The following is a 19,759-nucleotide window of genomic DNA, read 5'->3' on the forward strand; positions in this document are numbered from 1 at the left end:
CGCGAGCGTTGCGCGCCGATGGTCGATCCATTGCGCAATCGGAGGCACTGCCGGTGATTCGTTGCGCGCTGCTCCGTCAGACCACGGTCGTACCGCCCTGCGGCTGCGGCGGCAGCCGACTGGGCCCTCCCCCGCCGGGCGGGGGAGGGCCCCTGACGCCTCGGGTTCCCTCGGCTCAGGCGGGCGCGCCCGACGAGAACCGCCGCAGCAGCGGGGAGAGCACCAGCACCGACTTGGTGCGCACCACGAACGGCTCGCCCGCGATCCGCTCGAGCACCCGCTCGAAGTGGCGCATGTCGGAGGCGAATACCTGGACGATCGCGTCCGCCTCACCGGTGACGGTGGAGGCGGACACGACCTCTGGATAGCGCTCCATGCCGCGGCGGATGTCGTTGGGCGAGGTGTTGTGGCGGCAGTAGATCTCGACGTAACCCTCGGTCTCCCAGCCGAGCGCCGCCGGGTCCACCCGAACGGTGAATCCGGTGATGGCACCTTCGGCGCGCAGTCGGTCGACCCGCCGTTTGACGGCGGGCGCGGAGAGGCCGACCTCGGAGCCGATGTCCGCATAGGAGCGGCGGGCGTCCTCGGCGAGGGCGTGGACGATGCGTTCGTCGAGATCGTTCAGTCGCACTGCGGGTGGATCACTTCTCTGCCGTGGCCAGTCGGGAGCGGCGCATGCCGTAACCGAAGTAGAACACGAGGCCGACGATCATCCAGCCTCCGAAGACCATCCAGGTGGTGCTCGGCATCGTGTACATCAGGTAGCCGCAGAAGAGGAAGCCGAGGATCGGGGTGACCGGGAAGAGCATCACCTTGAACGTGCGGTTCATGTCGGGGCGCTTGTAGCGCAGGATCACCACGGCGACGTTGACCAGTGCAAAGGCGAAGAGGGTGCCGATGCTGGTGGCGTTGGCCAGTTCGCCCAGCGGGATGAAGGCCGCGAGGGCACCGCAGAAGATCGAGACAATGACGGTGTTGGCGCGCGGGGCACCGGTACGCGGGTTCACCTTGGCGAACAGCTTGGGGACCAGGCCGTCGCGGGACATCGCGAACAGGATGCGGGTCTGGCCGTAGAGCACGGCGAAGACCACGGAGGCGATGGCGACGACCGCGCCCGCGGCGAGCACCACGCCCCAGACGCTCTGGCCCGTGACGTCCTTCATGATCTGGGCCAGGGCCGCCTCGGTGCCCTCGAAGTCCTGCCACGGCATGGCGCCGACGGCGACGAGCGCGACCAGGCAGTACAGCACAGTGACGATCAGCAGCGACAGCATGATCGCGCGCGGCAGGTCCCGCTTGGGGTTCTTGGCCTCCTCACCGGCGGTGGAGGCCGCGTCGAAGCCGATGTACGAGAAGAAGAGGCTGGCCGCGGCGGCGCTGATCCCGGTGACGCCGAGCGGGGCGAGCGGGGTGTAGTTGCCGGCCTTGATGCCCATGAAGCCGATGCCGATGAAGAGCAGCAGCGTCACGATCTTCACACCGACCATGATCGAGTTGACCCGGGCGCTCTCCTTGGCGCCGCCCATCAGGAAGACCATGGCAAGCAGCACGACGACCAGCGCCGGCAGGTTGATGAAGCCGCCCTCGCCCAGCGGAGCGGAGATCGCTGCCGGGATGGTCACACCGATGGTGCCGTCGAGCAGTTCGTTGAGGTATTCGCCCCAGCCGACGGCCACGGCCGCGACCGAGACGCCGTACTCCAGGATCAGACACCATCCACAGATCCAGGCGACGACCTCGCCCATGGTGGCGTACGAGTACGAGTACGAAGAGCCGGCGACCGGTATGGAACCGGCGAGTTCGGCATAGGAGAGCGCAGAGAACAAGGCGGTCAGGCCTGCGATGACGAACGAGATGGCGACGGCCGGGCCGGCCAGCGGCGTGGCCTCGCCGAGTACGACGAAGATGCCGGTGCCCAGGGTGGCACCGATGCTGATCATCGTGAGCTGCCACATGGTGAGCGAGCGGCGGAGTGTGCCGCCCTCACCCTGGCCGCCCTCGGCGACCAGGGTCTCGACGGGCTTGCGCCGCATCAGCCGGGCGCCGAAGCCCTGGCTCGCGCCCTGGCTCGGGGCGGTGGCCTGCTCGGTCGTGGGTGGGGCTTCGCCGTGGTCCAGCACTGCGGGGCTCCTTCATGGCTGCGGGTCGGCGACGGGTGACCGGCTGCGGCCCACGGGCATGACGGATGTGCCCGTGCATGAGGGGGACCGCCGAGCAGACGGTCCACCGCCACTCCAGGTTCGGGGCCTGAGCCTATGAGCCGTCGGCTACAGCCCGTAATGCATCGTTGTTGCGCATCCGCGGACGATCATTGCGCGCTGACCGGCGCCACGGGGAAACATTGCGCTCGGATGAACGAGACCCTCACAGCTCCCGAAGACGAGCAACGATTTCGCGCAGCAGATCGGGGTCGTCGAGGCCCTCGTGGGTGACCGGGGCGCTGACCTTGACGAGGCCGGCGTCGACGAGATCGGCGAGCAGGACGCGTACGACAGTCAGCGGCAGGTCCGCATCGGCGGCGACCTCCGCGACGGGGCGCGGCTCACGGCGCACCAGCTCGAGCAGCGACCTGCGGGCATGGTCGAGCCGTGGCTCGGGATCGACCGTATCGAGGGCGGTGACCTGGGACATCAGATCGATGTGGTGCTCGGAGGCGGGACGGGTCCGGCCCCGGGTGACGGTGTACGGCCGCACCAGGGGCCCGGTCTCGTCCTCGTACCAGTGGTCGCTCACGGGTCGGGCGTGGCGGCCTCGGCGGCCGACCGGGTGGGCACGGCCATATGCCGTCCCACTCGCTTGACCAGCAGCGCCATCTCGTGGGCGAGCTGTCCGACGTCGGTCTCGATGTCGGACAGCACCGCGAGCCGGCTGCCGTCACCGGCCGGGGTGATGAAGAGGAAGGCGTTGTCGAGCATGACCATGGTCTGCCGGACGTTCCCGGCCTGGAAGCGGTCGCCCGTCTCCTTGGCGAGGCTGTGGAAGCCCGCACACACGGCGGACAGATGCTCGATGTCCCGGCGGACCATGCCCCGGGAGGCGCAGTTGACCAGGCCGTCCGCCGTCAGCAGCACCGCCTGGCGGACGTGGTCGGTTCTGGCCAGCAAATCGTCGAGGAGCCAGCCGAGGCCCGACTGGTCGCCGGTGTTTTCGTCAGCCATCGTCGGCCGTCCCTTCATCTGTCGTACGGGGGCGCGGTGCGGAACCCGCCGACTCGGAGCCGACCGTATCGCCCTTGCGGCCGCGGTCGAGGCCCCGTTGGAAAGCCCCGAAGATCGAGCGCATCTCTTCCGCGGACACCTCACGTTCGGAGCCCGCCGGCTCGGTGGCGGGCGCATCGCGCAGCGGGGCTGCGAGCGAGGCCTGGCGCACCCGGGTCGGCAGCCCGTGGACCGGCGGGCCCGTCCCGTCCGACGGCGCCGGTGGGGGCTCCTCGGCGACGCGGTCGTGCACCGGCGGCACGGCCTCGAGCGCCCGCGCGGCGGGCACGGGCCGCACGGGCCGCGGCCTTTGTTCCGGTTCCGCGGCGGGCGGCTGGTCGACCGGCGCGAGGATCGTGTGCGGCAGCAGCACCACGGCCGTGGTGCCGCCGTACGGGGACCTGGTGAGCGTGACCCCGATGCCGTGCCGCTCGGCGAGCACGCCGACGACATAGAGACCGAGGCGCTCGTCCTGCGCCGGGTCGAAGTCACGGGGACGGGCCAGCGTCCCGTGCGCCTGCTCCAGTTCCTCCGCGTCCATGCCGAGACCGCGGTCGTCGATCTCCAGCACAAAGCCGTTACGGGCCTGCCCGGTCCGCATGGTCACCTGGGTGTGCGGCGGGGAGAACACGGCAGCGTTCTCGACCAGTTCGGCGACGAGATGGACCACGTCGGCGACCGCCTCCGCGCTGATGCCGACGGACGGCATCGGCGGCACCACGACACGGGTGTAGTCCTCGATCTCGCCGACCGCCGCAGCCACGATGTCGACGACGGGCACCGGCTTGCGCCAGCGGCGTCCGGGCGTGGCACCGGAGAGAATGATGAGCCCCTCCGCATGGCGGCGCATCCGGGTCGTCAGATGGTCGATCCGGAACAGGTCCTCGAGCGTGTCCGGATCGCTGGTGCGCCGCTCCAGGGTGTCGACCAGCTTCGACTGGCGGTGGACCAGCGCCTGGTTGCGGCGGGCGATATTGAGCAGTACCGCGAAGACGCCGCGGCGCAGTGTCGCCTGCTTGACGGCGGCCTCGACGGCCGCCAGGCGCGCCGTGTTGAGGGCCTCTCCGACCTGGCCGATCTCGTCGATGCCGTGGGACTCGTCGCTGAAGTCCAGCGGCGGGGCGGCCGCGGCGGCGTCGACCTCCTCGCCCGCGCCGAGCCGTTCCATCACCTCGGGCAGCTGGCGGGTGGCCAGCAGTTCGGCGGCGTCGCGCAGCTCCTCCAGACGGCGTGAGATGCGCCGTCCCGCCACCACCGAGAACCGGATCGACAGACCGACCGCGATCAGTCCGACCACACCGACGACGGCGGCCTTGACCATCTCGCGGTAGGCGAAGGCCCGGCCGCGGTCGGCGGTGTTGAGCGCCGACCGGGTGCACAGCAGCATGTAGCGCTTGACCGCGCGATCCGTCGTGCTGCGCCAGGAGTCCGCGGCCATGGCGCTGCCCGCACCGGACGCGCCCGCCCGCAGCAGGGCGTCCTCGCCCGCGGTCAGCGACCGGTACTCCGTGCTCTGCTCGAAGTCCGTGAACAGCTGCCGGGAGTCGTCCGGGAGGTCGGCGACGTACGTACGGTGGAAGACCCGCCGGTCCTCGATGGTGGCGGTGAGAGTGTCGTACTGGCGATCGCTGAGCTCCCCGGCGGCGCGCGCCCCGGCGACGAGTGCGTCCTCGTGCGAGACGAACTCCCTCACTCGCACCAGCTCGACGACGACCTGCGCCTCACGGGCCAGCTGACCGGCCTGCAGCGCCGTGAGCGTGGACTGCACGTCGAAGGTCGGCTCGACCATTGCGGTGTACGCCTCGACGGCCTCGTCCCAGGAGATCGTGCGGGCCATCACCTTGTCCCGCAGGTCCTCGAGCCCGTCGACGGCGCCGGCCATCGCATCGAGAGACTGCCGCTGACGGTCGGACAGGTCTCCTCGCCGCTCCTGGTTGCCGATCGCCTCGCGCATGGCACGCACGGCCCGGTCCGTCGAGCGCTGCTGCGCGGTGAGGGCGGCGACGGCGACCGGGCTCTGTTTGCGTCCCGCGCCCAGATACTGGGCGGAGATCCGTCGTTCGATCTGGATCTGGCCGACGGCCGTGTCGACCGGGGTGCCGAAACTCTCGTACACACCCTGTACGCGAATCAGGGCCCGCAGGTCTCCGGTCACCGACACCATGGCGAACGTCCACAGCGCCATCAGTGCGATGACGGGTACGACCGTCAGGGTCACGATCCGTCCTCGGATCGTGGGTCGGCGCAGTCGCCGGCGCATGGTCTCCCCAGAGAGCAAATAGGACAACTGATTGCGATGGTTACCGTCGGGTAGGGGCAGTCAAGCTACGGGAAGTGGCATGGACAGCGCAATGTTCCTGCAGGTAACCGACCCAACCCGGGAGGACATCCCCCGCAGTCCCGGCCCAACAGCTGTGCCTACCCGGGGGAAGACCCCCGGACACCCTGGCCCAGACCGACCGTCCTCGCGAGGTGAATGTCAGTGAACTGGCTCGACCCCAAACCCTTTCTCCGCGGTGTGGCCTGGCTCGACGACGGGCGCCCGGTGCGCGCCGACCCGGCGGATCTGGCCCGGCTGCCATGGGACACCGCCGAACGATCTGCACTGCCCATCGGCGTCCGGCTGGAGTTCACCGCCGAGGGCGCGCAGTCGGTCGAGCTCCGCTACCGGGCCTCGGTACCGCGTGAGACCGACGCTCTGCGGGCGCTCGCCCACTGCTTCGCCCTCTGGCAGGGCGGCCGCTGTGTCTCCGAGACGATCACAGAGCCGGCCGAGGAGGCGGTCATCACCATCCCGCTCCCCACCGGATCGGACGCGCCGTTCACGATCCATCCGCCGCAGGCCCAGTCCCCCGTGATCCGGGGCCTGCGCGGCGTCGGCGGCTCCCTCACGCCCGCACCCCGGCAGCCTCGCTGGCTGGTGCACGGCGACTCCATCACCGAGGGCTGGTGGTCCACCCGCCCCGCCCACTCGTGGCCCGCCACCACCGGCCGCCTACTCGGCCTGGACACGGTCAACCTCGGCTACGCGGGCACGGCCAGGGGCGAACTTCCCATCGCGGAGCAGCTCTCGGACCTGCCCGCCGATGTGATCACCCTCGCCTTCGGCACCAACTGCTGGACCGGCATTCCCTTCTCGGCCCCGCTGCTGTACGAGACGACGCGCGCATTCCTCACTCTCGTACGGCAGGGGCATCCGGACACCCCACTGCTCCTGGTCTCGCCCGTGCTGCGCCCCGGGGCCGAGCAGAGACCGAACCGGCTGGGCGCCACGCTCGCCGAGCTGCGTACAGCCATGGAACAGGCGGTACGAGACCGCATGGACGGCGGGTCCGGTAGGTCCGGCGGGGCCCCTGGGTCCGCTGCGTCGAGCCGGCTCGGCGACAAGCGGCTCGCGCTGTTGCCGGGACGGGATCTGATCGGCCCGGGGCAGCTGGCCGACGGCGTGCACCCCGATGACGAGGGCCACGCCGTGATCGCGGCCGCGGTGGCCGAGGCGCTCAGAACGAAACTTTTGTAAGAGCACCGGCTGATAAAGGTGCGACACGTGGGGTATGCGACCGGAGATGAACGCAGAACCGCATGTGGTGATCGACCACTCACCCCACAGGGACAGCGCGGGGGCCCGAGGAGCCACCGCGGAGTTTCTGGTGCAGCACTGCCCCTGGGCCGACCTGGACGCGGTGCTGCTGGTCGTCTCCGAACTCGTCGCCAATGCGGCACGGCACACCGCCGGCTGGTGGCGGCTGCATCTGACGGCGGGACAGGACAAGCTGGTGGTGGAGATGGACGACTCCAGCCCACTGCCGCCCGTGCCGCGCGAGCCCGACTTCACTGGTGGCGGCGGTTTCGGCTGGCACATGGTGCTCAAACTCGCCGGGCAGGTCGAGATCTCCCCGCTGCCGAACGGCAAGCGTGTGCAGGCGACCTGGAAGCGGCCGGCGGTGGACGCCGTACAGGCAGGCTGACCGCAGCCCGCCCAAGCTCGTGAGCTCATGCCGAAGCGGCGCCCAGTCCCCACGCTCATGCCAGAGCGGCGCCCCGGTCGGCCGGGACGCCGCTTCTCCCGTGGGGGGTCATTCCACGACGAGCAGACCCTCGCGCAGCCGCGAGGTGATGCGCGTCAGCAGCCGGGACACATGCATCTGCGAGACACCCAGCTCCACGCCGATCTCCGACTGGGTCATCTCCTCGCCGAAGCGCATCCGCAGGATCCTCTTGTCCCGGTCGTCGAGCTCCTGGATGAGCGGCTTGAGCGCCTGGACGTTCTCCGCCGTCTCCAGATCGGCGTCGGGCGCGCCCAGCCGGTCCGACAGCGGCACCGGCGCATGGTCGGAGGCGTCGTCGACGGGCATGTCGATCGAGCCGGCCGTATAGCCGTTGCTCGCGACCACACCCTCGATGACCTCCTCCTCGTTCAGCCCGAGGTGCTCGGCGAGTTCGGCCGTGCTCGGCGAGCGGTCCAGCTCCTGCGAGAGCTCGTCGGTCGCCTTGGCCAGATCTATCCTCAACTCCTGCAGCCTGCGCGGCACATGGACGGCCCAGCTCGTGTCGCGGAAGAACCGCTTGATCTCGCCGACGATGTACGGGACGGCGAACGTCGCGAACTCCACCTCGCGGCTCAGCTCGAACCGGTCGATCGCCTTGATCAGCCCGATGGTGCCGACCTGGACGATGTCCTCCATCTGCTCCGCCCGGTTGCGGAACCTGCCTGCCGCGTACCTGACCAGGGCCAGGTTCAGTTCAATGAGCGTGTTCCGAACGTACTGGTGCTCATGGGTACCTTCCTCCAGCGAGGCCAGCCGCACGAAGAAGACCTTCGAGATCTGGCGTGCGTCGCTGGGGGCAACCTCCCCGGGATTCGGCACGTCCGGAAGATCCAGCTCCGCCATGTTCGGGCGCTGTGTTCCAGGCTGTGTGAGTTCGGTCGCGACCGTGCTCGCCGTGGACACTTCGTCCTCCCCTGCTCGTGGACAATGCAGGGCGCGTATACCCCGGCTCACTCGACACATGCCTGCGGATTCGACGAGTTGACAGAAAACTCGACGGAGAGGGCGAGGGAAACGCCGCGTCCGGCCGCCGCGACGAACGCGACGGCCGGACGCGGGTGGTTCGTACCGCGCAGGGGCCGGGCCAGGGCAGGCCCTAACTCCAGCTGGCGTGCAGCGGCTTGCCCTCGGCGTAACCGGCGGCGCTCTGGATGCCGACAATGGCCTTCTCGGCGAACTCCTCGAGGGAGCCGGCGCCCGCATAGGTGCAGGAGGAGCGGACGCCCGCGATGATCGAGTCGATCAGGTCCTCGACGCCCGGGCGGGCCGGGTCGAGGTACATGCGCGAGGTGGAGATGCCCTCCTCGAACAGCGCCTTGCGGGCGCGGTCGTACGCCGACTCCTCGCTCGTACGGTTCTTCACGGCACGGGCCGACGCCATGCCGAACGACTCCTTGTACAGCCGGCCGTCAGCGTCCTGGTGCAGGTCGCCCGGCGACTCGTAGGTGCCCGCGAACCAGGAGCCGACCATGACGTTCGACGCACCGGCGGCGAGCGCCATGGCGACGTCGCGCGGGTGGCGCACACCGCCGTCGGCCCAGACGTGCTTGCCGTACTTCTTCGCCTCGGCGGCACACTCCAGCACGGCCGAGAACTGCGGACGGCCCACGCCCGTCATCATGCGGGTGGTGCACATGGCACCGGGTCCCACGCCGACCTTGATGATGTCCGCGCCGGCCTCGACGAGGTCGCGCACGCCCTCGGCGGCGACGATGTTGCCCGCGACGATCGGCACCTGCGGGTCGAGCCCGCGGACCGCCTTGATCGCGCTGATCATCGACTCCTGGTGACCGTGCGCGGTGTCGACGACGAGAGTGTCGACACCGGCGTCGAGGAGTTGCTTGGCCTTGCCCGCCACATCGCCGTTGATGCCGACGGCGGCGGCGATGCGCAGCCTGCCCTGTGCGTCGGCCGCGGGGCTGTAGAGGGTCGCGCGCAGCGCGCCCTTGCGGGTCAGGATGCCGGCGAGGCGGCCGTCCCTGTCCACGGCAGGGGCGTAGCGGCGGTTCGCGCTGTCGAGCTTGTTGAAGGCGTCGCGCGGGTCGATGTCCGCGTCGAGCAGCAGCAGGTCCTTCGACATGATCTCGGACAGCTGGGTGAAGCGGTCGACCCCGGACAGGTCGGCGTCGGTGACGACGCCGATCGGCCGCTGGTCGGCATCGACGACGACGCCCGCGTCGTGCGCCCGCTTCGGCAGCAGGAAGAGCGCGTCGGCGACGGTCTGGGTGGGGGCCAGCACGATCGGGGTGTCGAGCACCAGATGGCGCGACTTCACCCAGGAGATGACCTCGGTGACGACCTCGATCGGGATGTCCTGCGGGATGACGACGAGGCCGCCGCGGCGGGCGAGCGTCTCGGCCATCCGACGGCCCGCGATGGCGGTCATGTTCGCTACGACCAGCGGGATGGTGGTGCCGGTGCCGTCGGGCGAGGAGAGATCCACGCCCTGGCGGGAGCCGACGGCGGAGCGGCTCGGCACCATGAATACGTCGTCATACGTGAGGTCGTACGGCGGCTTCAGGTCATTGAGGAAACGCACGTGCTGAACATCCCAGTCGATCGGAGTTGGCCCCCGGGCATGTCAGCCGGGGAAATCGCACGTACTTCATTGTCCCATGGCGGTGTGCATGCGAGGCCCGGGAGAAAGCTCCAGCGCCTGGGCGTGCCGTCGAGCGGATCCTCCAAAGAACCCACCCCCTGGCCGGGCTCACCGCCGATATCCGCCCCACATCCCGCCCTGCGCCCCAGCCGCCCGGTCCGCGCCCCAGCCCCGTCCGTATCCCGCCCCTCCGCCCAGCCGCCCGGGTCGGGACCGCCGCGCTCAGTCGTCCGGATCGGCCCGGTCCAGCGCCGGCCGCGGGCCCGGGTGCGCCACAAGCAGCGCGTCGGCGGCCGCCGTGTCCGTCACCAGGCTGGTGACCAGACCGGAGCGCAGTACGGCTCCGATCGCCTCCGCCTTGCGCTGGCCGCCCGCGATCGCCACCACCTCGGGGATACGGCGCAGCCGGTCCGCCTCCACCGTGATGCACCGCTCGCCCAGGTCTCGCCCCACCCGCCGCCCCTCCGCGTCGAAGAGGTGCGCGGACATCTCGGCGGCGACGCCGAGCGAGGCGTAGTGCGCGCGCTCCTCGTCGGTGAGCATGTCGTGCACGGTCGAGATGCCCGGCTCCCAGGAGCCGATGGAGACGCAGGCGACCGTGACCTTGTCGAAGTACTCGAAGGCGCGCGCGATCCCGGTCTGGTTGCGCAGCGCAGCCGCGGTGGCCGGGTCGGGCAGCAGCATCGGCGCGTAGATCGGGTGCGCCTCGCCGCCGGAGACCTGGGCGGCCCGGCGCACGGCCTCGACCGAGCCGCGCTCCGCGGTCCCGGCGTCGTACACACCCGTGAGCTGGACGACCGTGCACGGCGGCAGCCGGTCGAGCGCGGCGGCCATGTGAATGGTGGACCGGCCCCAGGCCAGCCCCAGCACATCCCCCTCGTTGACCAGCTCGCCCAGCAGATCGGCGGCCACCTCGCCGAGGTTCTCGGGGTCGGGCGACTCGTCGGCGCCCTCCGCCGGAGACTCGACGACGACCGCGTGCCGCAGTCCGTAGCGGGCACGGAGCGCGTCGGAGCGCTCCGCGTCCAGCTCTGCGGGAACACGGATCTCGATCCGTACGAGATCACGCTCGAGCGCCGTCTCCAGGACCCGCGCGACCTTGAAGCGGCTTACGCCGAACTCCTCCGCGATCTGGATCTTGGATTTGCCCTCGAGATAGAAGCGGCGAGCCATGGCCGCCGCCTGCACCAGCTCTGCGGGTCCCATCCGCATGGCTGACCGGCCCGTCGACACCACGATCTCCTCACTGCTGTACACACTCCGGATCCGTCATCCTGTCAGATCCGACGGTTCTTGATCAGCCCTGATGGGCTGAGTTCACTTGCTTGTGGCTCAGTGGTTGCAAGCCCAGGCCGCAGAGGCAGTCACCTGCTCCGCCTTCGTACGCAGCGAGCGCACCGCCTGCGCCGGGTCCTGGGCTCCGTAGACCGCCGAACCGGCGACGAACACATCCGCGCCCGCCTCCGCGCACCGTTCGATGGTCGAATCCGAGACGCCGCCGTCGACCTGGAGCCACAGCTCGAGGCCGTGCTTGGCGATGAGTTCCCTGGTGCGGCGGATCTTCGGCAGCATGATGTCGAGAAATGCCTGGCCGCCGAAGCCCGGCTCCACGGTCATGATCAGCAGCATGTCGAGCTCGGGGAGCAGGTCCTCGTACGGCTCGATGGGTGTGGCGGGCTTGAGCGCCATCGAGGCACGGGCGCCCTTGGCCCGGATCTCCCGCGCCAGACGCACGGGCGCGGCCGCGGCCTCGACATGGAAGGTGACGGATCCGGCCCCCGCTTCGACGTACTGCGGGGCCCATCGATCGGGGTCATCGATCATCAGATGGCAGTCCAGCGGGGTGTCCGTCGCCCTGCTGAGGGATTCCACGACCGGCACGCCGAGGGTGAGGTTGGGCACGAAGTGGTTGTCCATGACATCGACATGGAGCCAGTCGGCGCCTTCGACTGCCTTCGCCTCATCCGCCAGGCGGGAGAAATCGGCGGAGAGGATACTGGGACTGATCTGAACGGCCATGGGCCAAGCCTGCCATGTTCCGGGGCTCTTCCCCTCCCCGGTACGGCCTCCGGTACGGACCTGGGGGTCCCCGGATCAGTACAGTCCGTGCAATCCTGGCGTTTCGGCCCACCACGACGTGCAATTGGGGGCGTCATGCCGGACGCACACCAGGGAAGAGAACGGCCCCGGACAGGCGTCGCATGGCTGGTCTGCGGTCGGCGCAGCAAGTGGGTCGTGGTGGCGATCTGGCTGGCCGTGATGATGCTCGCCTTCCCCCTGGCCCAGAAACTCACCGACGCGCAGGACAATGACGCCGCATCGTGGCTGCCCGGCAGCGCGGAGTCCACGCAAGTCCTCCAGGAGTCCAAGGGGTTCAGGCCCGAGGTCATCCCCGCGGTCGTCGTCTACGCGCGCCCGAGCGGTCTGACCGCGGCCGACCAGCGGCGCATCGCCGAGGATGTCTCTGCGATCAAGGAGCTGCGGGACCACGGTCTGCGCGGCGACGAGGTACGCGGCCCGATTCTGGACCGTCCCGAGAACGCGCGGGCCGCCCAGGTCTTCGTACCCATCACGATGGACGAGAAGGGCTGGGAGCGGATCGCGCCCGCCGTCGGCTCCATCCGGGACGAGACCGGCGAGGGCGGGGCCGGCCTCACGGTGCACATCACCGGCCCTGGCGGCACCGCGGCCGACTTCTCCGAGGCGTTCGAGGGCATCGACTCGACCCTGCTGCTCTCCGCGCTCGGCGTGGTGATCGTGATTCTGCTGATCACCTACCGAAGTCCCACGCTCCTGCTGGTCCCGGTGATCGGGGTGGTCGGCGCGCTCGCCGCGGCGCAGGCACTGATCTATCTGCTGGCGCAGCACGCCGATCTGACCGTCAACGGGCAGAGCGCGGGCATCCTGACGGTCCTCGTCTTCGGCGCGGGCACGGACTACGCCCTGCTGCTGGTCGCCCGCTACCGCGAGGAGCTGCGCCGTCACGAGGACCGGCACGAGGCGATGGCCCTGGCGCTGCACCGCGCGGGGCCCGCGGTGCTGGCCAGCGGCGCGACGGTGGTGCTCGGCATGCTCGTCCTGCTGGCCGCCGAGATGAACTCCACCAGCGGGCTCGGCCCGGTCGCCGCGATCGGCGTCGCGGTCGCCCTGGTGGCCATGCTGACGCTCTTCCCCGCGCTGCTGGTGATCTTCGGCCGGTGGATCTTCTGGCCCGCGATCCCGCACGTCGGCTCGTCCGAGCCCACCGAGCGGGGCTTCTGGGCGCGTACGGGAGCACGCATCGCCCCCCGTCCGCGTGCGACCTGGGCCGTCACCGCGCTCATCCTGGCCGCCTTCGCCATGGGGCTGACCCAGCTGCGGGCCGAGGGCATCAGCAACGCCGACTCGTTCACCGGCAAACCCGACTCGATCGTCGGGCAGCAGGTCCAGGCCCGGTACTTCCCCGCGGGCAGCGGCGACCCGCTGGTGATCGTCAGCAATGCGGCACAGGCCCGTCAGGTCGGTGAGACCGTCGCCGCGACGAGTGGCGTGGTGCCGCGGTCGATCGCCGTGCCGCCCGGCACCAGGCCGGTGAACGACGGCCGGGTGCTGTTCGAGGCGACGATGACGGACCCGGCGGACAGCACGGCTGCCAAGAACACCGTCGAGCGGGTACGGGACGCGGTGCACGCGGTCCCGGACGCCGACGCCCGGGTGGGCGGCGGCACGGCCGCCCTGCTCGACATGGAGGCCGCAACCACCCACGACAACATGCTGATCATTCCGCTGGTCCTGGCGGTGGTGCTGCTGGTACTCACGGTGCTGCTGCGCGCCGTGATCGCCCCGCTGTTGCTGATCGCGACGGTCGTGCTGTCCTTCGCCTCGGCCCTGGGCCTGAGCGCGCTCGCCTTCCGGTACTTCTTCGACTACGCGGGCGAGTCGACGGACTTCCCGCTCTTCGTCTTCGTCTTCCTGGTGGCGCTGGGCATCGACTACAACATCTTCCTGTCCACCCGCATCCGCGAGGAGGCGACCCACCAGGGCACGAGGGCGGGCGTGCTCACGGGTCTGGCGGCAACGGGCGCGGTCATCACGTCGGCGGGCCTGGTCCTGGCGGGCACCTTCGCGGCGCTGGGCACGCTGCCGATGGTGGCTTTCGCGGAAATCGGCTTCGCGGTGGCTCTGGGCGTCCTGCTGGACACACTTGTCGTACGGTCCGTGCTGGTCACGGCCCTGTTCCTGGACGTGGGTCCAAGGGTGTGGTGGCCACACCGGCTGTCCCGCGAGGAGCTCACGACGGGTGGCCCGGCAGCCGTCGCCGCGCGGGCGGCGCGCAGCGCGGCGGCGGTCGATCCGGCGCCTGACAGCGGCGCCGGCCGGGGACCGAGCGACCCGACCGACGGTACGACGCGGGGCGACGGCCCCTGACGGCCCGCTTACTGTGGCCGGGCAGCCGGCGGACCACTTGGGCCCGACCGGGCAGCCCACAACCGCCGCACGGTGACCGCGGAACCGGCCTGCGGAAGGGAAGTCCTCCGCCGGAGCAGCGCCATAACAAGAGAATCACATCGGTTCGTGTCCTCTGCTCGCTTCGGGTGGGCGCCATCTAGAGTCACGCCAGCCGCCGCGCCAGAGAGCCGATCTTCGGCCCCGGCGCGGTCAGCGACTCGAAGGGGAAAGGACCGATCGTGCGCAACCGTTCTCTCATAGCTGTCACCGCCGCGCTCGCCGCCGGAGCACTCTCGCTCACGGCGTGCGGCTCCCGTGACACAGGCAAGGCCAACGACGCCTCCGGCGACGGCTCGACTGTCGTCACCATCGGTTTCGACGCGCCGTTGACCGGGGAGCTCTCCGCTCTCGGCCTCGGCATGAAGAACTCGGTCGACCTCGCGGTCAAGCAGGCCAACAAGAACAAGGAGGTGCCGGGCGTCACCTTCAAGATCCAGGCTCTCGACGACCAGGCACAGCCCTCCTCGGGCCAGCAGAACGCCACCAAGCTCGTCGCCGACAAGAGCGTTCTCGGAGTCGTCGGCCCGCTGAACTCCTCCGTGGCCCAGTCCATGCAGAAGGTCTTCGACGCCGCCCAGGTGTCCGAGGTCTCGGTGAACACCAACCCCGCCCTCACCCAGGGCGACAAGTGGGACAAGGGCGACAAGGCCCGGCCGTTCAAGACGTACTTCCGGACCGCGACCACGGACGCCATCCAGGGCCCGTTCGCCGCCGAGTATCTGTACAACACGGCCAAGAAGAAGAAGGTCTTCGTCGTCGACGACAAGAAGACCTACGGCGCCGGTCTGGCCGCGACCTTCTCCGCCCACTTCAAGAAGCTCGGCGGCACGGTCGTCGGCACCGATCACGTCAACCCGGAGGCCAAGGACTTCGGCTCGGTGGCCACGGAGATCAAGAACTCGGGGGCGGACGTCGTCTACTACGGCGGTGAGTACCCGGTGGCCGGCCCGCTCAGCGCGCAGGTCAAGAAGTCGGGCGCCACGATCCCGCTCATCGGTGGCGACGCGATCTACAGCGACGAGTACCTCAAGCTGACCGGCGCCCGCGGCGACGGCGACCTGGCCACGTCCGTCGGCGCACCCGTCGAGGGCCTGCCCTCCGCCAAGAAGTTCATCGAGGACTACAAGGCGGCCGGGTACAAGGAGGCGTACGGAGCCTACGGCGGCTTCTCCTACGACTCGGCCTGGGCGATCATCCAGGCGGTGAAGGTCGTGGCCAAGGACGGCAAGCTGCCTTCCGACGCCCGCGCCAAGGTCACCGAGGCCCTGCAGAATGTCTCCTTCGACGGAGTCATGGGCAAGGTCTCCTTCGACGAATACGGCGACGCCACCAACAAGCAGCTCACCGTATACAGGGTCACGGGCGGTGCCTGGAAGCCGGAGACCACCGGCACGTTCGGAGGCTGACCGACCGCGCGCGCCCCTTCCGGGCCCGCGGCCGATGGTCGTCCACCGCAGCGGCGGTACGAGGCCGGGCTGCTCTCTTCGTACGGAGGGAGCAGCCCGGCCTCGCCGCTGCTCCGCCCTTGCCGTGCACGGCGCGCTCGGACTGCGGTCACTCCCCGGCCGCGTCGAGCAAGAGCTGCGCCAGTTCGCCCGGTTGGGAGAACATCGGCCAGTGGCCGGTGTCCATCTCGACGAGCCGCCAGTGCTCGCCGGTCAGCAGCTCGGCCACGTCGTCGCTCGGCTCGGCGCCGTCGAGCAGGCACTTGATGTACGTCGCCGGGAGCTCGCCGAGTGGCCGTGCCAGCACGGCGGGCTCGGCCAGCGAGGCACCGGGGTGCGGCGTCGAGCCGCCCACGATCCGTGCGATCTGCTCATTGGTGAGGCCCTGACCGTCGTAGTCGGCCGCGGTCAGCGGTGCCCAGAATCCGCCGTTCCCGGCGATCGAAGCCTCCAGCTTCGCCGGGCCCTCCCACCAGCCGGAGACGAACGACTCGCCGTCGGCCGGGACATTGGAGTCGACGAAGACCACGCGGGCCAGCCGGTCGCCGATCCGCTCGGCGGCCTGACCGACCGGAATGCCCGAGTAGCTGTGCCCGACCAGGACGACGCCGCGCAGATCCCGGCGTTCGACCTCGTCAACGATGTCCTGGACGTGGGTCTGCTGCCCGGCCGGCACGCCCTGCTTCTCAGCGAGGCCGGACAGCGTCAACGGGTGGGCGCCGTGGCCGGCCGCACGCAGCTGCGGCACCACCTCGTCCCATGCCCACGACCCGAGCCACGCGCCTGCAACAAGTACGAATTCCGTCATGGCGGCAACGTAGCGGAGCGGTCCGACAACCGGTCCGGGTCGGCAGCGAGCCACTCGAACTCCGGCGGATCACGGCGGCGGCAGGTTCCGCGGACTGGGGACGTCCAGGTCGGCCGGACGCGGGCCGACCTGGACGTCAGGATCAGACGAGGTCGAACCGGTCGAGGTTCATCACCTTGTCCCACGCCGCGACGAAGTCGTTCACGAACTTCCCCTTCGCGTCATCGCTCGCGTAGACCTCCGCGAGCGCGCGCAGCTCGGAGTTCGACCCGAAGACGAGGTCGGCACGGGTGCCGGTCCACTTGACCTCGCCCGTGGCCGCGTCGCGGCCCTCGAACGTGTTCTGATCCTCGGACGTCGCCTTCCACGTCGTGCCCAGGTCGAGCAGGTTGACGAAGAAGTCGTTGGTCAGAGACCCGGGTGCCGTGGTGAAGGCGCCGAGCGGCGACTGCTGGTAGTTCGCGACCAGCACGCGGAGGCCACCGACGAGGACCGTCAGCTCGGGAGCACTCAGAGTCAGCAGGTTCGCCTTGTCGAGCAGCAGGTACTCGGCCGGCAGCCTGTTGCCCTTGCCGACGTAGTTGCGGAACCCGTCGGCGGTCGGCTCGAGCGCGGCGAACGACTCCACGTCGGTCTGCTCCTGCGACGCGTCCGCGCGGCCCGGCGTGAAGGGGACCTCGACGTCGAAGCCGGCGTCCTTGGCGGCCTGCTCGACGGCCGCACCACCGGCGAGCACGATCAGGTCGGCGAGCGAGATCTGCTTGCCGCCGGTCTGGGCCGCGTTGAAGGACTCCTGGACGCCCTCCAGCGTGCGCAGCACCGTCGCCAGCCGGTCGGGCTCGTTGACCTCCCATCCGCTCTGCGGCTGGAGGCGGATGCGCGCGCCGTTGGCGCCGCCGCGCTTGTCGCTGCCGCGGAAGGACGAGGCCGACGCCCACGCGGTGGACACGAGCTGGGACACCGACAGACCCGAGGCCAGGATCTGGCTCTTGAGGGAGGCGATGTCCTCGGCGCCCACGAGCTCGTGCGTCACGGCGGGGAGGGGGTCCTGCCACAGCAGCGTCTCGGTCGGCACCTCGGAGCCGAGGTAGCGCCCGATCGGGCCCATGTCACGGTGGGTCAGCTTGAACCACGCGCGGGCGAAGGCGTCCGCGAACGCGTCGGGGTTCTCGAGGAAGCGCCGCGAGATCTGCTCGTAGGCCGGGTCGAAACGGAGCGAGAGGTCGGTCGTGAGCATCGTCGGGGCGTGGCTCTTCGACGCGTCGTGGGCGTCGGGCACGGTGCCCGCCCCGGCACCCTCCTTCGGCCGCCACTGGTTCGCACCGGCGGGGCTCTGGAACAGCTCCCACTCGTAGCCGAAGAGGATCTCGAAGAAGCTGTTGTCCCAGGTGATCGGGGTGTTGGTCCAGATGCCCTCGAGACCGCTGGTGATCGTGTCGCCACCCTTGCCGGTGCCGAAGGAGTTCTTCCAGCCGAGGCCCTGCTCCTCGATCGAGGCTCCCTCGGGGTCGGCGCCCACACTCTCCGCCGGGCCCGCGCCGTGGGTCTTGCCGAAGGTGTGACCGCCCGCGATCAGGGCGACCGTCTCCTCGTCGTTCATCGCCATCCGGCGGAACGTCTCACGGATGTCGCGGGCCGCGGCGAGCGGGTCCGGGTTGCCGTTCGGGCCCTCCGGGTTGACGTAGATGAGGCCCATCTGGACGGCGCCCAGGGGGTTCTCCAGGTCCCGGTCGCCGGTGTAGCGCTCGTCGCCGAGCCAGGTGGTTTCGGGACCCCAGTAGACGTCCTCGTCGGGCTCCCAGACGTCGGCACGACCGCCGCCGAAGCCGAAGGTCTCGAAGCCCATCGACTCCAGGGCGACGTTGCCGGCGAGAATCATGAGGTCGGCCCACGAGAGGCTCTGGCCGTACTTCTTCTTGACCGGCCACAGCAGGCGGCGGGCCTTGTCGAGGTTCCCGTTGTCCGGCCAGCTGTTCAGAGGGGCAAAGCGCTGCTGGCCGGCCCCGGCGCCGCCGCGGCCGTCGCTGATCCGGTAGGTACCCGCGCTGTGCCACGCCATCCGGATCATGAACGGGCCGTAGTGGCCGAAGTCGGCGGGCCACCAGTCCTGCGAGGTCGTCAGCAACTCCGCGATGTCCTGCTTCACTGCCGGGAGGTCGAGGGTCTTGAACGCCTCCGCGTAGTCGAACTCCTCGCCGAGGGGGTTGGCCACGGCGGGGTTCTTGGCGAGGATCTTCAGGTTGAGCCGCTCCGGCCACCACTGGCGGTTTCCGCCACCCTGAGTCGGGTGCGGGGCGCGCCCGTGCGCGACCGGGCAGCCACCTGCGCCCTCCGCTTTCGCGTCTGTGACGATTGCATCGTGGTTCTCGGACATGGGAATCCTTCCGGACTGGGCGGATCACGTTGCTCAGGAACTGCGGGCGGTGGAGCAGCCGGGGCACAGGCGCCAGTAGGTGACGGTCTCGAGCAGCGCGACGCGGGCGGCCGTCACCCGCAGGCCGGTACCGCGCAGTTCCTCGGCGGTGGTCCCGTCACGTCTCTGGGTCATGCCGTACTGGAGTCTTCCTGTCCCTTGGCTATTACCGGAACCGATCCTACGATGGACAGAGTCCAAGTCAATAAGCGCGCCAAACCCATATCCAATAGGAACCCGGATGTCCACCCGTAAACTTCGGGTATCCCACCGAGCATGAATAGGTGAACCGATATGAGTGACCTGCTGGAGCGACTGCGAGGGCGTGGCTGGCGAATGACCTCCCAGCGGCGTGTCGTTGCGGAGGTCCTCGACGGCGACCACGTGCATCTCACGGCCGACGAGGTGCACGCCCGCGCGGCGGAGCGGCTGCCCGAGATTTCCCGGGCAACCGTCTACAACGCCCTGGGCGAGCTGGTCTCCCTGGGTGAGGTCATAGAGGTCTCCACCGAAGGCCGCGCCAAGCGCTACGACCCCAACGCGCACCACCCGCACCAGCACCTGGTGTGCTCCCACTGCGGCACCATCCGCGATGTCCACCCGACCGGCAACCCGCTGGCCGCCCTCCCGGCGGAGGAACGGTTCGGCTTCACGGTGTCCGAGGTCGAGGTCACCTACCGCGGGCTGTGCCCGTCCTGCGCCTAGGTCCTGTCCAGGCGAGCCCGGCAAGATCGGCCGGACCGGACCTGAGCGTGTCGCA

The 19,759-nt window shown here is 69.9% G+C and carries 17 protein-coding genes; 5 read left to right on the plus strand and 12 right to left on the minus strand.

What is annotated here, in order from left to right; translation table 11 throughout:
- Positions 1 to 175: 175 nt before the first annotated feature.
- The 5 genes from ACI2LP_RS23890 to ACI2LP_RS23910 all read right to left on the minus strand — a co-directional run bounded on the left by ACI2LP_RS23890 (position 176) and on the right by ACI2LP_RS23910 (position 5,415).
- Positions 176 to 631 carry an Lrp/AsnC family transcriptional regulator gene (locus ACI2LP_RS23890; protein WP_404726545.1) on the minus strand — a complete coding sequence of 152 codons (456 nt, stop codon included), beginning with the start codon at positions 629 to 631 and terminating at the stop codon, positions 176 to 178.
- A gap of 10 nt (positions 632 to 641) precedes the next feature.
- A complete protein-coding gene (locus tag ACI2LP_RS23895; RefSeq protein WP_404726546.1) occupies positions 642 to 2,120 on the minus strand; it encodes an amino acid permease in 1,479 nt (492 codons plus the stop codon).
- 244 nt (positions 2,121 to 2,364) lie between these two features.
- Positions 2,365 to 2,733: a DUF742 domain-containing protein gene (locus ACI2LP_RS23900; protein ID WP_404726547.1), complete on the minus strand. Its 369-nt coding sequence runs from the start codon at positions 2,731 to 2,733 to the stop codon at positions 2,365 to 2,367.
- The gene (locus ACI2LP_RS23905) at positions 2,730 to 3,158 is read right to left on the minus strand and encodes a roadblock/LC7 domain-containing protein (RefSeq protein WP_404726548.1); all 429 of its coding nucleotides are present in this window, start codon (positions 3,156 to 3,158) and stop codon (positions 2,730 to 2,732) included. Before ACI2LP_RS23905 ends, ACI2LP_RS23900 begins: the two co-directional genes overlap by 4 nt.
- Complete coding sequence (locus ACI2LP_RS23910) at positions 3,151 to 5,415, minus strand: nitrate- and nitrite sensing domain-containing protein (RefSeq protein ID WP_404726549.1); 2,265 nt, start codon at positions 5,413 to 5,415, stop codon at positions 3,151 to 3,153. The genes ACI2LP_RS23905 and ACI2LP_RS23910 overlap by 8 nt, the downstream gene beginning before the upstream one ends.
- Positions 5,416 to 5,679: 264 nt before the next feature.
- Between ACI2LP_RS23910 and ACI2LP_RS23915 the strand changes: the two genes are divergently transcribed.
- Together ACI2LP_RS23915 and ACI2LP_RS23920 are read left to right on the plus strand one after the other, a co-directional pair.
- Positions 5,680 to 6,717 (plus strand): GDSL-type esterase/lipase family protein, encoded by a 1,038-nt coding sequence (locus ACI2LP_RS23915; protein ID WP_404726550.1) that lies wholly within the window; start codon positions 5,680 to 5,682, stop codon positions 6,715 to 6,717.
- Positions 6,718 to 6,763: 46 nt separating this feature from the next.
- On the plus strand, positions 6,764 to 7,165 hold the full coding sequence (locus ACI2LP_RS23920) for an ATP-binding protein (RefSeq protein ID WP_404726551.1): 402 nt from the start codon (positions 6,764 to 6,766) through the stop codon (positions 7,163 to 7,165).
- Between the two features lie 108 nt (positions 7,166 to 7,273).
- On the opposite strand, the gene ACI2LP_RS23925 is transcribed toward ACI2LP_RS23920, so the two are convergent.
- The 4 genes from ACI2LP_RS23925 to rpe form a co-directional block, all read right to left on the minus strand.
- Entirely contained in the window at positions 7,274 to 8,149 is an 876-nt protein-coding gene (locus ACI2LP_RS23925; RefSeq protein WP_404726552.1) for an RNA polymerase sigma factor SigF, read from the minus strand.
- Between the two features lie 193 nt (positions 8,150 to 8,342).
- Positions 8,343 to 9,785 (minus strand): GuaB1 family IMP dehydrogenase-related protein, encoded by a 1,443-nt coding sequence (locus tag ACI2LP_RS23930; protein WP_404726553.1) that lies wholly within the window; start codon positions 9,783 to 9,785, stop codon positions 8,343 to 8,345.
- 282 nt (positions 9,786 to 10,067) lie between these two features.
- On the minus strand, positions 10,068 to 11,102 hold the full coding sequence (locus ACI2LP_RS23935; protein WP_404726554.1) for a sugar-binding transcriptional regulator: 1,035 nt from the start codon (positions 11,100 to 11,102) through the stop codon (positions 10,068 to 10,070).
- 75 nt (positions 11,103 to 11,177) lie between these two features.
- On the minus strand, positions 11,178 to 11,864 hold the full coding sequence (gene rpe, locus ACI2LP_RS23940) for a ribulose-phosphate 3-epimerase (protein ID WP_404726555.1): 687 nt from the start codon (positions 11,862 to 11,864) through the stop codon (positions 11,178 to 11,180).
- A gap of 135 nt (positions 11,865 to 11,999) precedes the next feature.
- Here rpe and ACI2LP_RS23945 point away from each other — a divergent pair, with 135 nt between their 5' ends.
- On the plus strand, positions 12,000 to 14,252 hold the full coding sequence (locus ACI2LP_RS23945) for an MMPL family transporter (protein ID WP_404726556.1): 2,253 nt from the start codon (positions 12,000 to 12,002) through the stop codon (positions 14,250 to 14,252).
- A 260-nt stretch (positions 14,253 to 14,512) separates the two neighbouring features.
- On the plus strand, positions 14,513 to 15,739 hold the full coding sequence (locus ACI2LP_RS23950) for a branched-chain amino acid ABC transporter substrate-binding protein (RefSeq protein WP_404726557.1): 1,227 nt from the start codon (positions 14,513 to 14,515) through the stop codon (positions 15,737 to 15,739).
- Between the two features lie 148 nt (positions 15,740 to 15,887).
- Here the strand turns inward: ACI2LP_RS23950 and ACI2LP_RS23955 are convergent, their stop codons facing one another.
- The 3 genes from ACI2LP_RS23955 to ACI2LP_RS23965 form a co-directional block, all read right to left on the minus strand.
- Positions 15,888 to 16,586: an alpha/beta fold hydrolase gene (locus ACI2LP_RS23955; RefSeq protein WP_404726558.1), complete on the minus strand. Its 699-nt coding sequence runs from the start codon at positions 16,584 to 16,586 to the stop codon at positions 15,888 to 15,890.
- 142 nt (positions 16,587 to 16,728) lie between these two features.
- Complete coding sequence (katG, locus tag ACI2LP_RS23960) at positions 16,729 to 18,960, minus strand: catalase/peroxidase HPI (protein ID WP_404726559.1); 2,232 nt, start codon at positions 18,958 to 18,960, stop codon at positions 16,729 to 16,731.
- Between the two features lie 33 nt (positions 18,961 to 18,993).
- Entirely contained in the window at positions 18,994 to 19,134 is a 141-nt protein-coding gene (locus ACI2LP_RS23965) for a hypothetical protein (protein WP_404726560.1), read from the minus strand.
- A gap of 159 nt (positions 19,135 to 19,293) precedes the next feature.
- Here ACI2LP_RS23965 and ACI2LP_RS23970 point away from each other — a divergent pair, with 159 nt between their 5' ends.
- Positions 19,294 to 19,704 carry a Fur family transcriptional regulator gene (locus ACI2LP_RS23970; RefSeq protein ID WP_360882220.1) on the plus strand — a complete coding sequence of 137 codons (411 nt, stop codon included), beginning with the start codon at positions 19,294 to 19,296 and terminating at the stop codon, positions 19,702 to 19,704.
- The last annotated feature ends 55 nt before the right edge of the window (positions 19,705 to 19,759 follow it).

Source organism: Streptomyces sp. NPDC019890, assembly GCF_044903445.1.
Classification (GTDB): Bacteria; Actinomycetota; Actinomycetes; order Streptomycetales; family Streptomycetaceae; genus Streptomyces.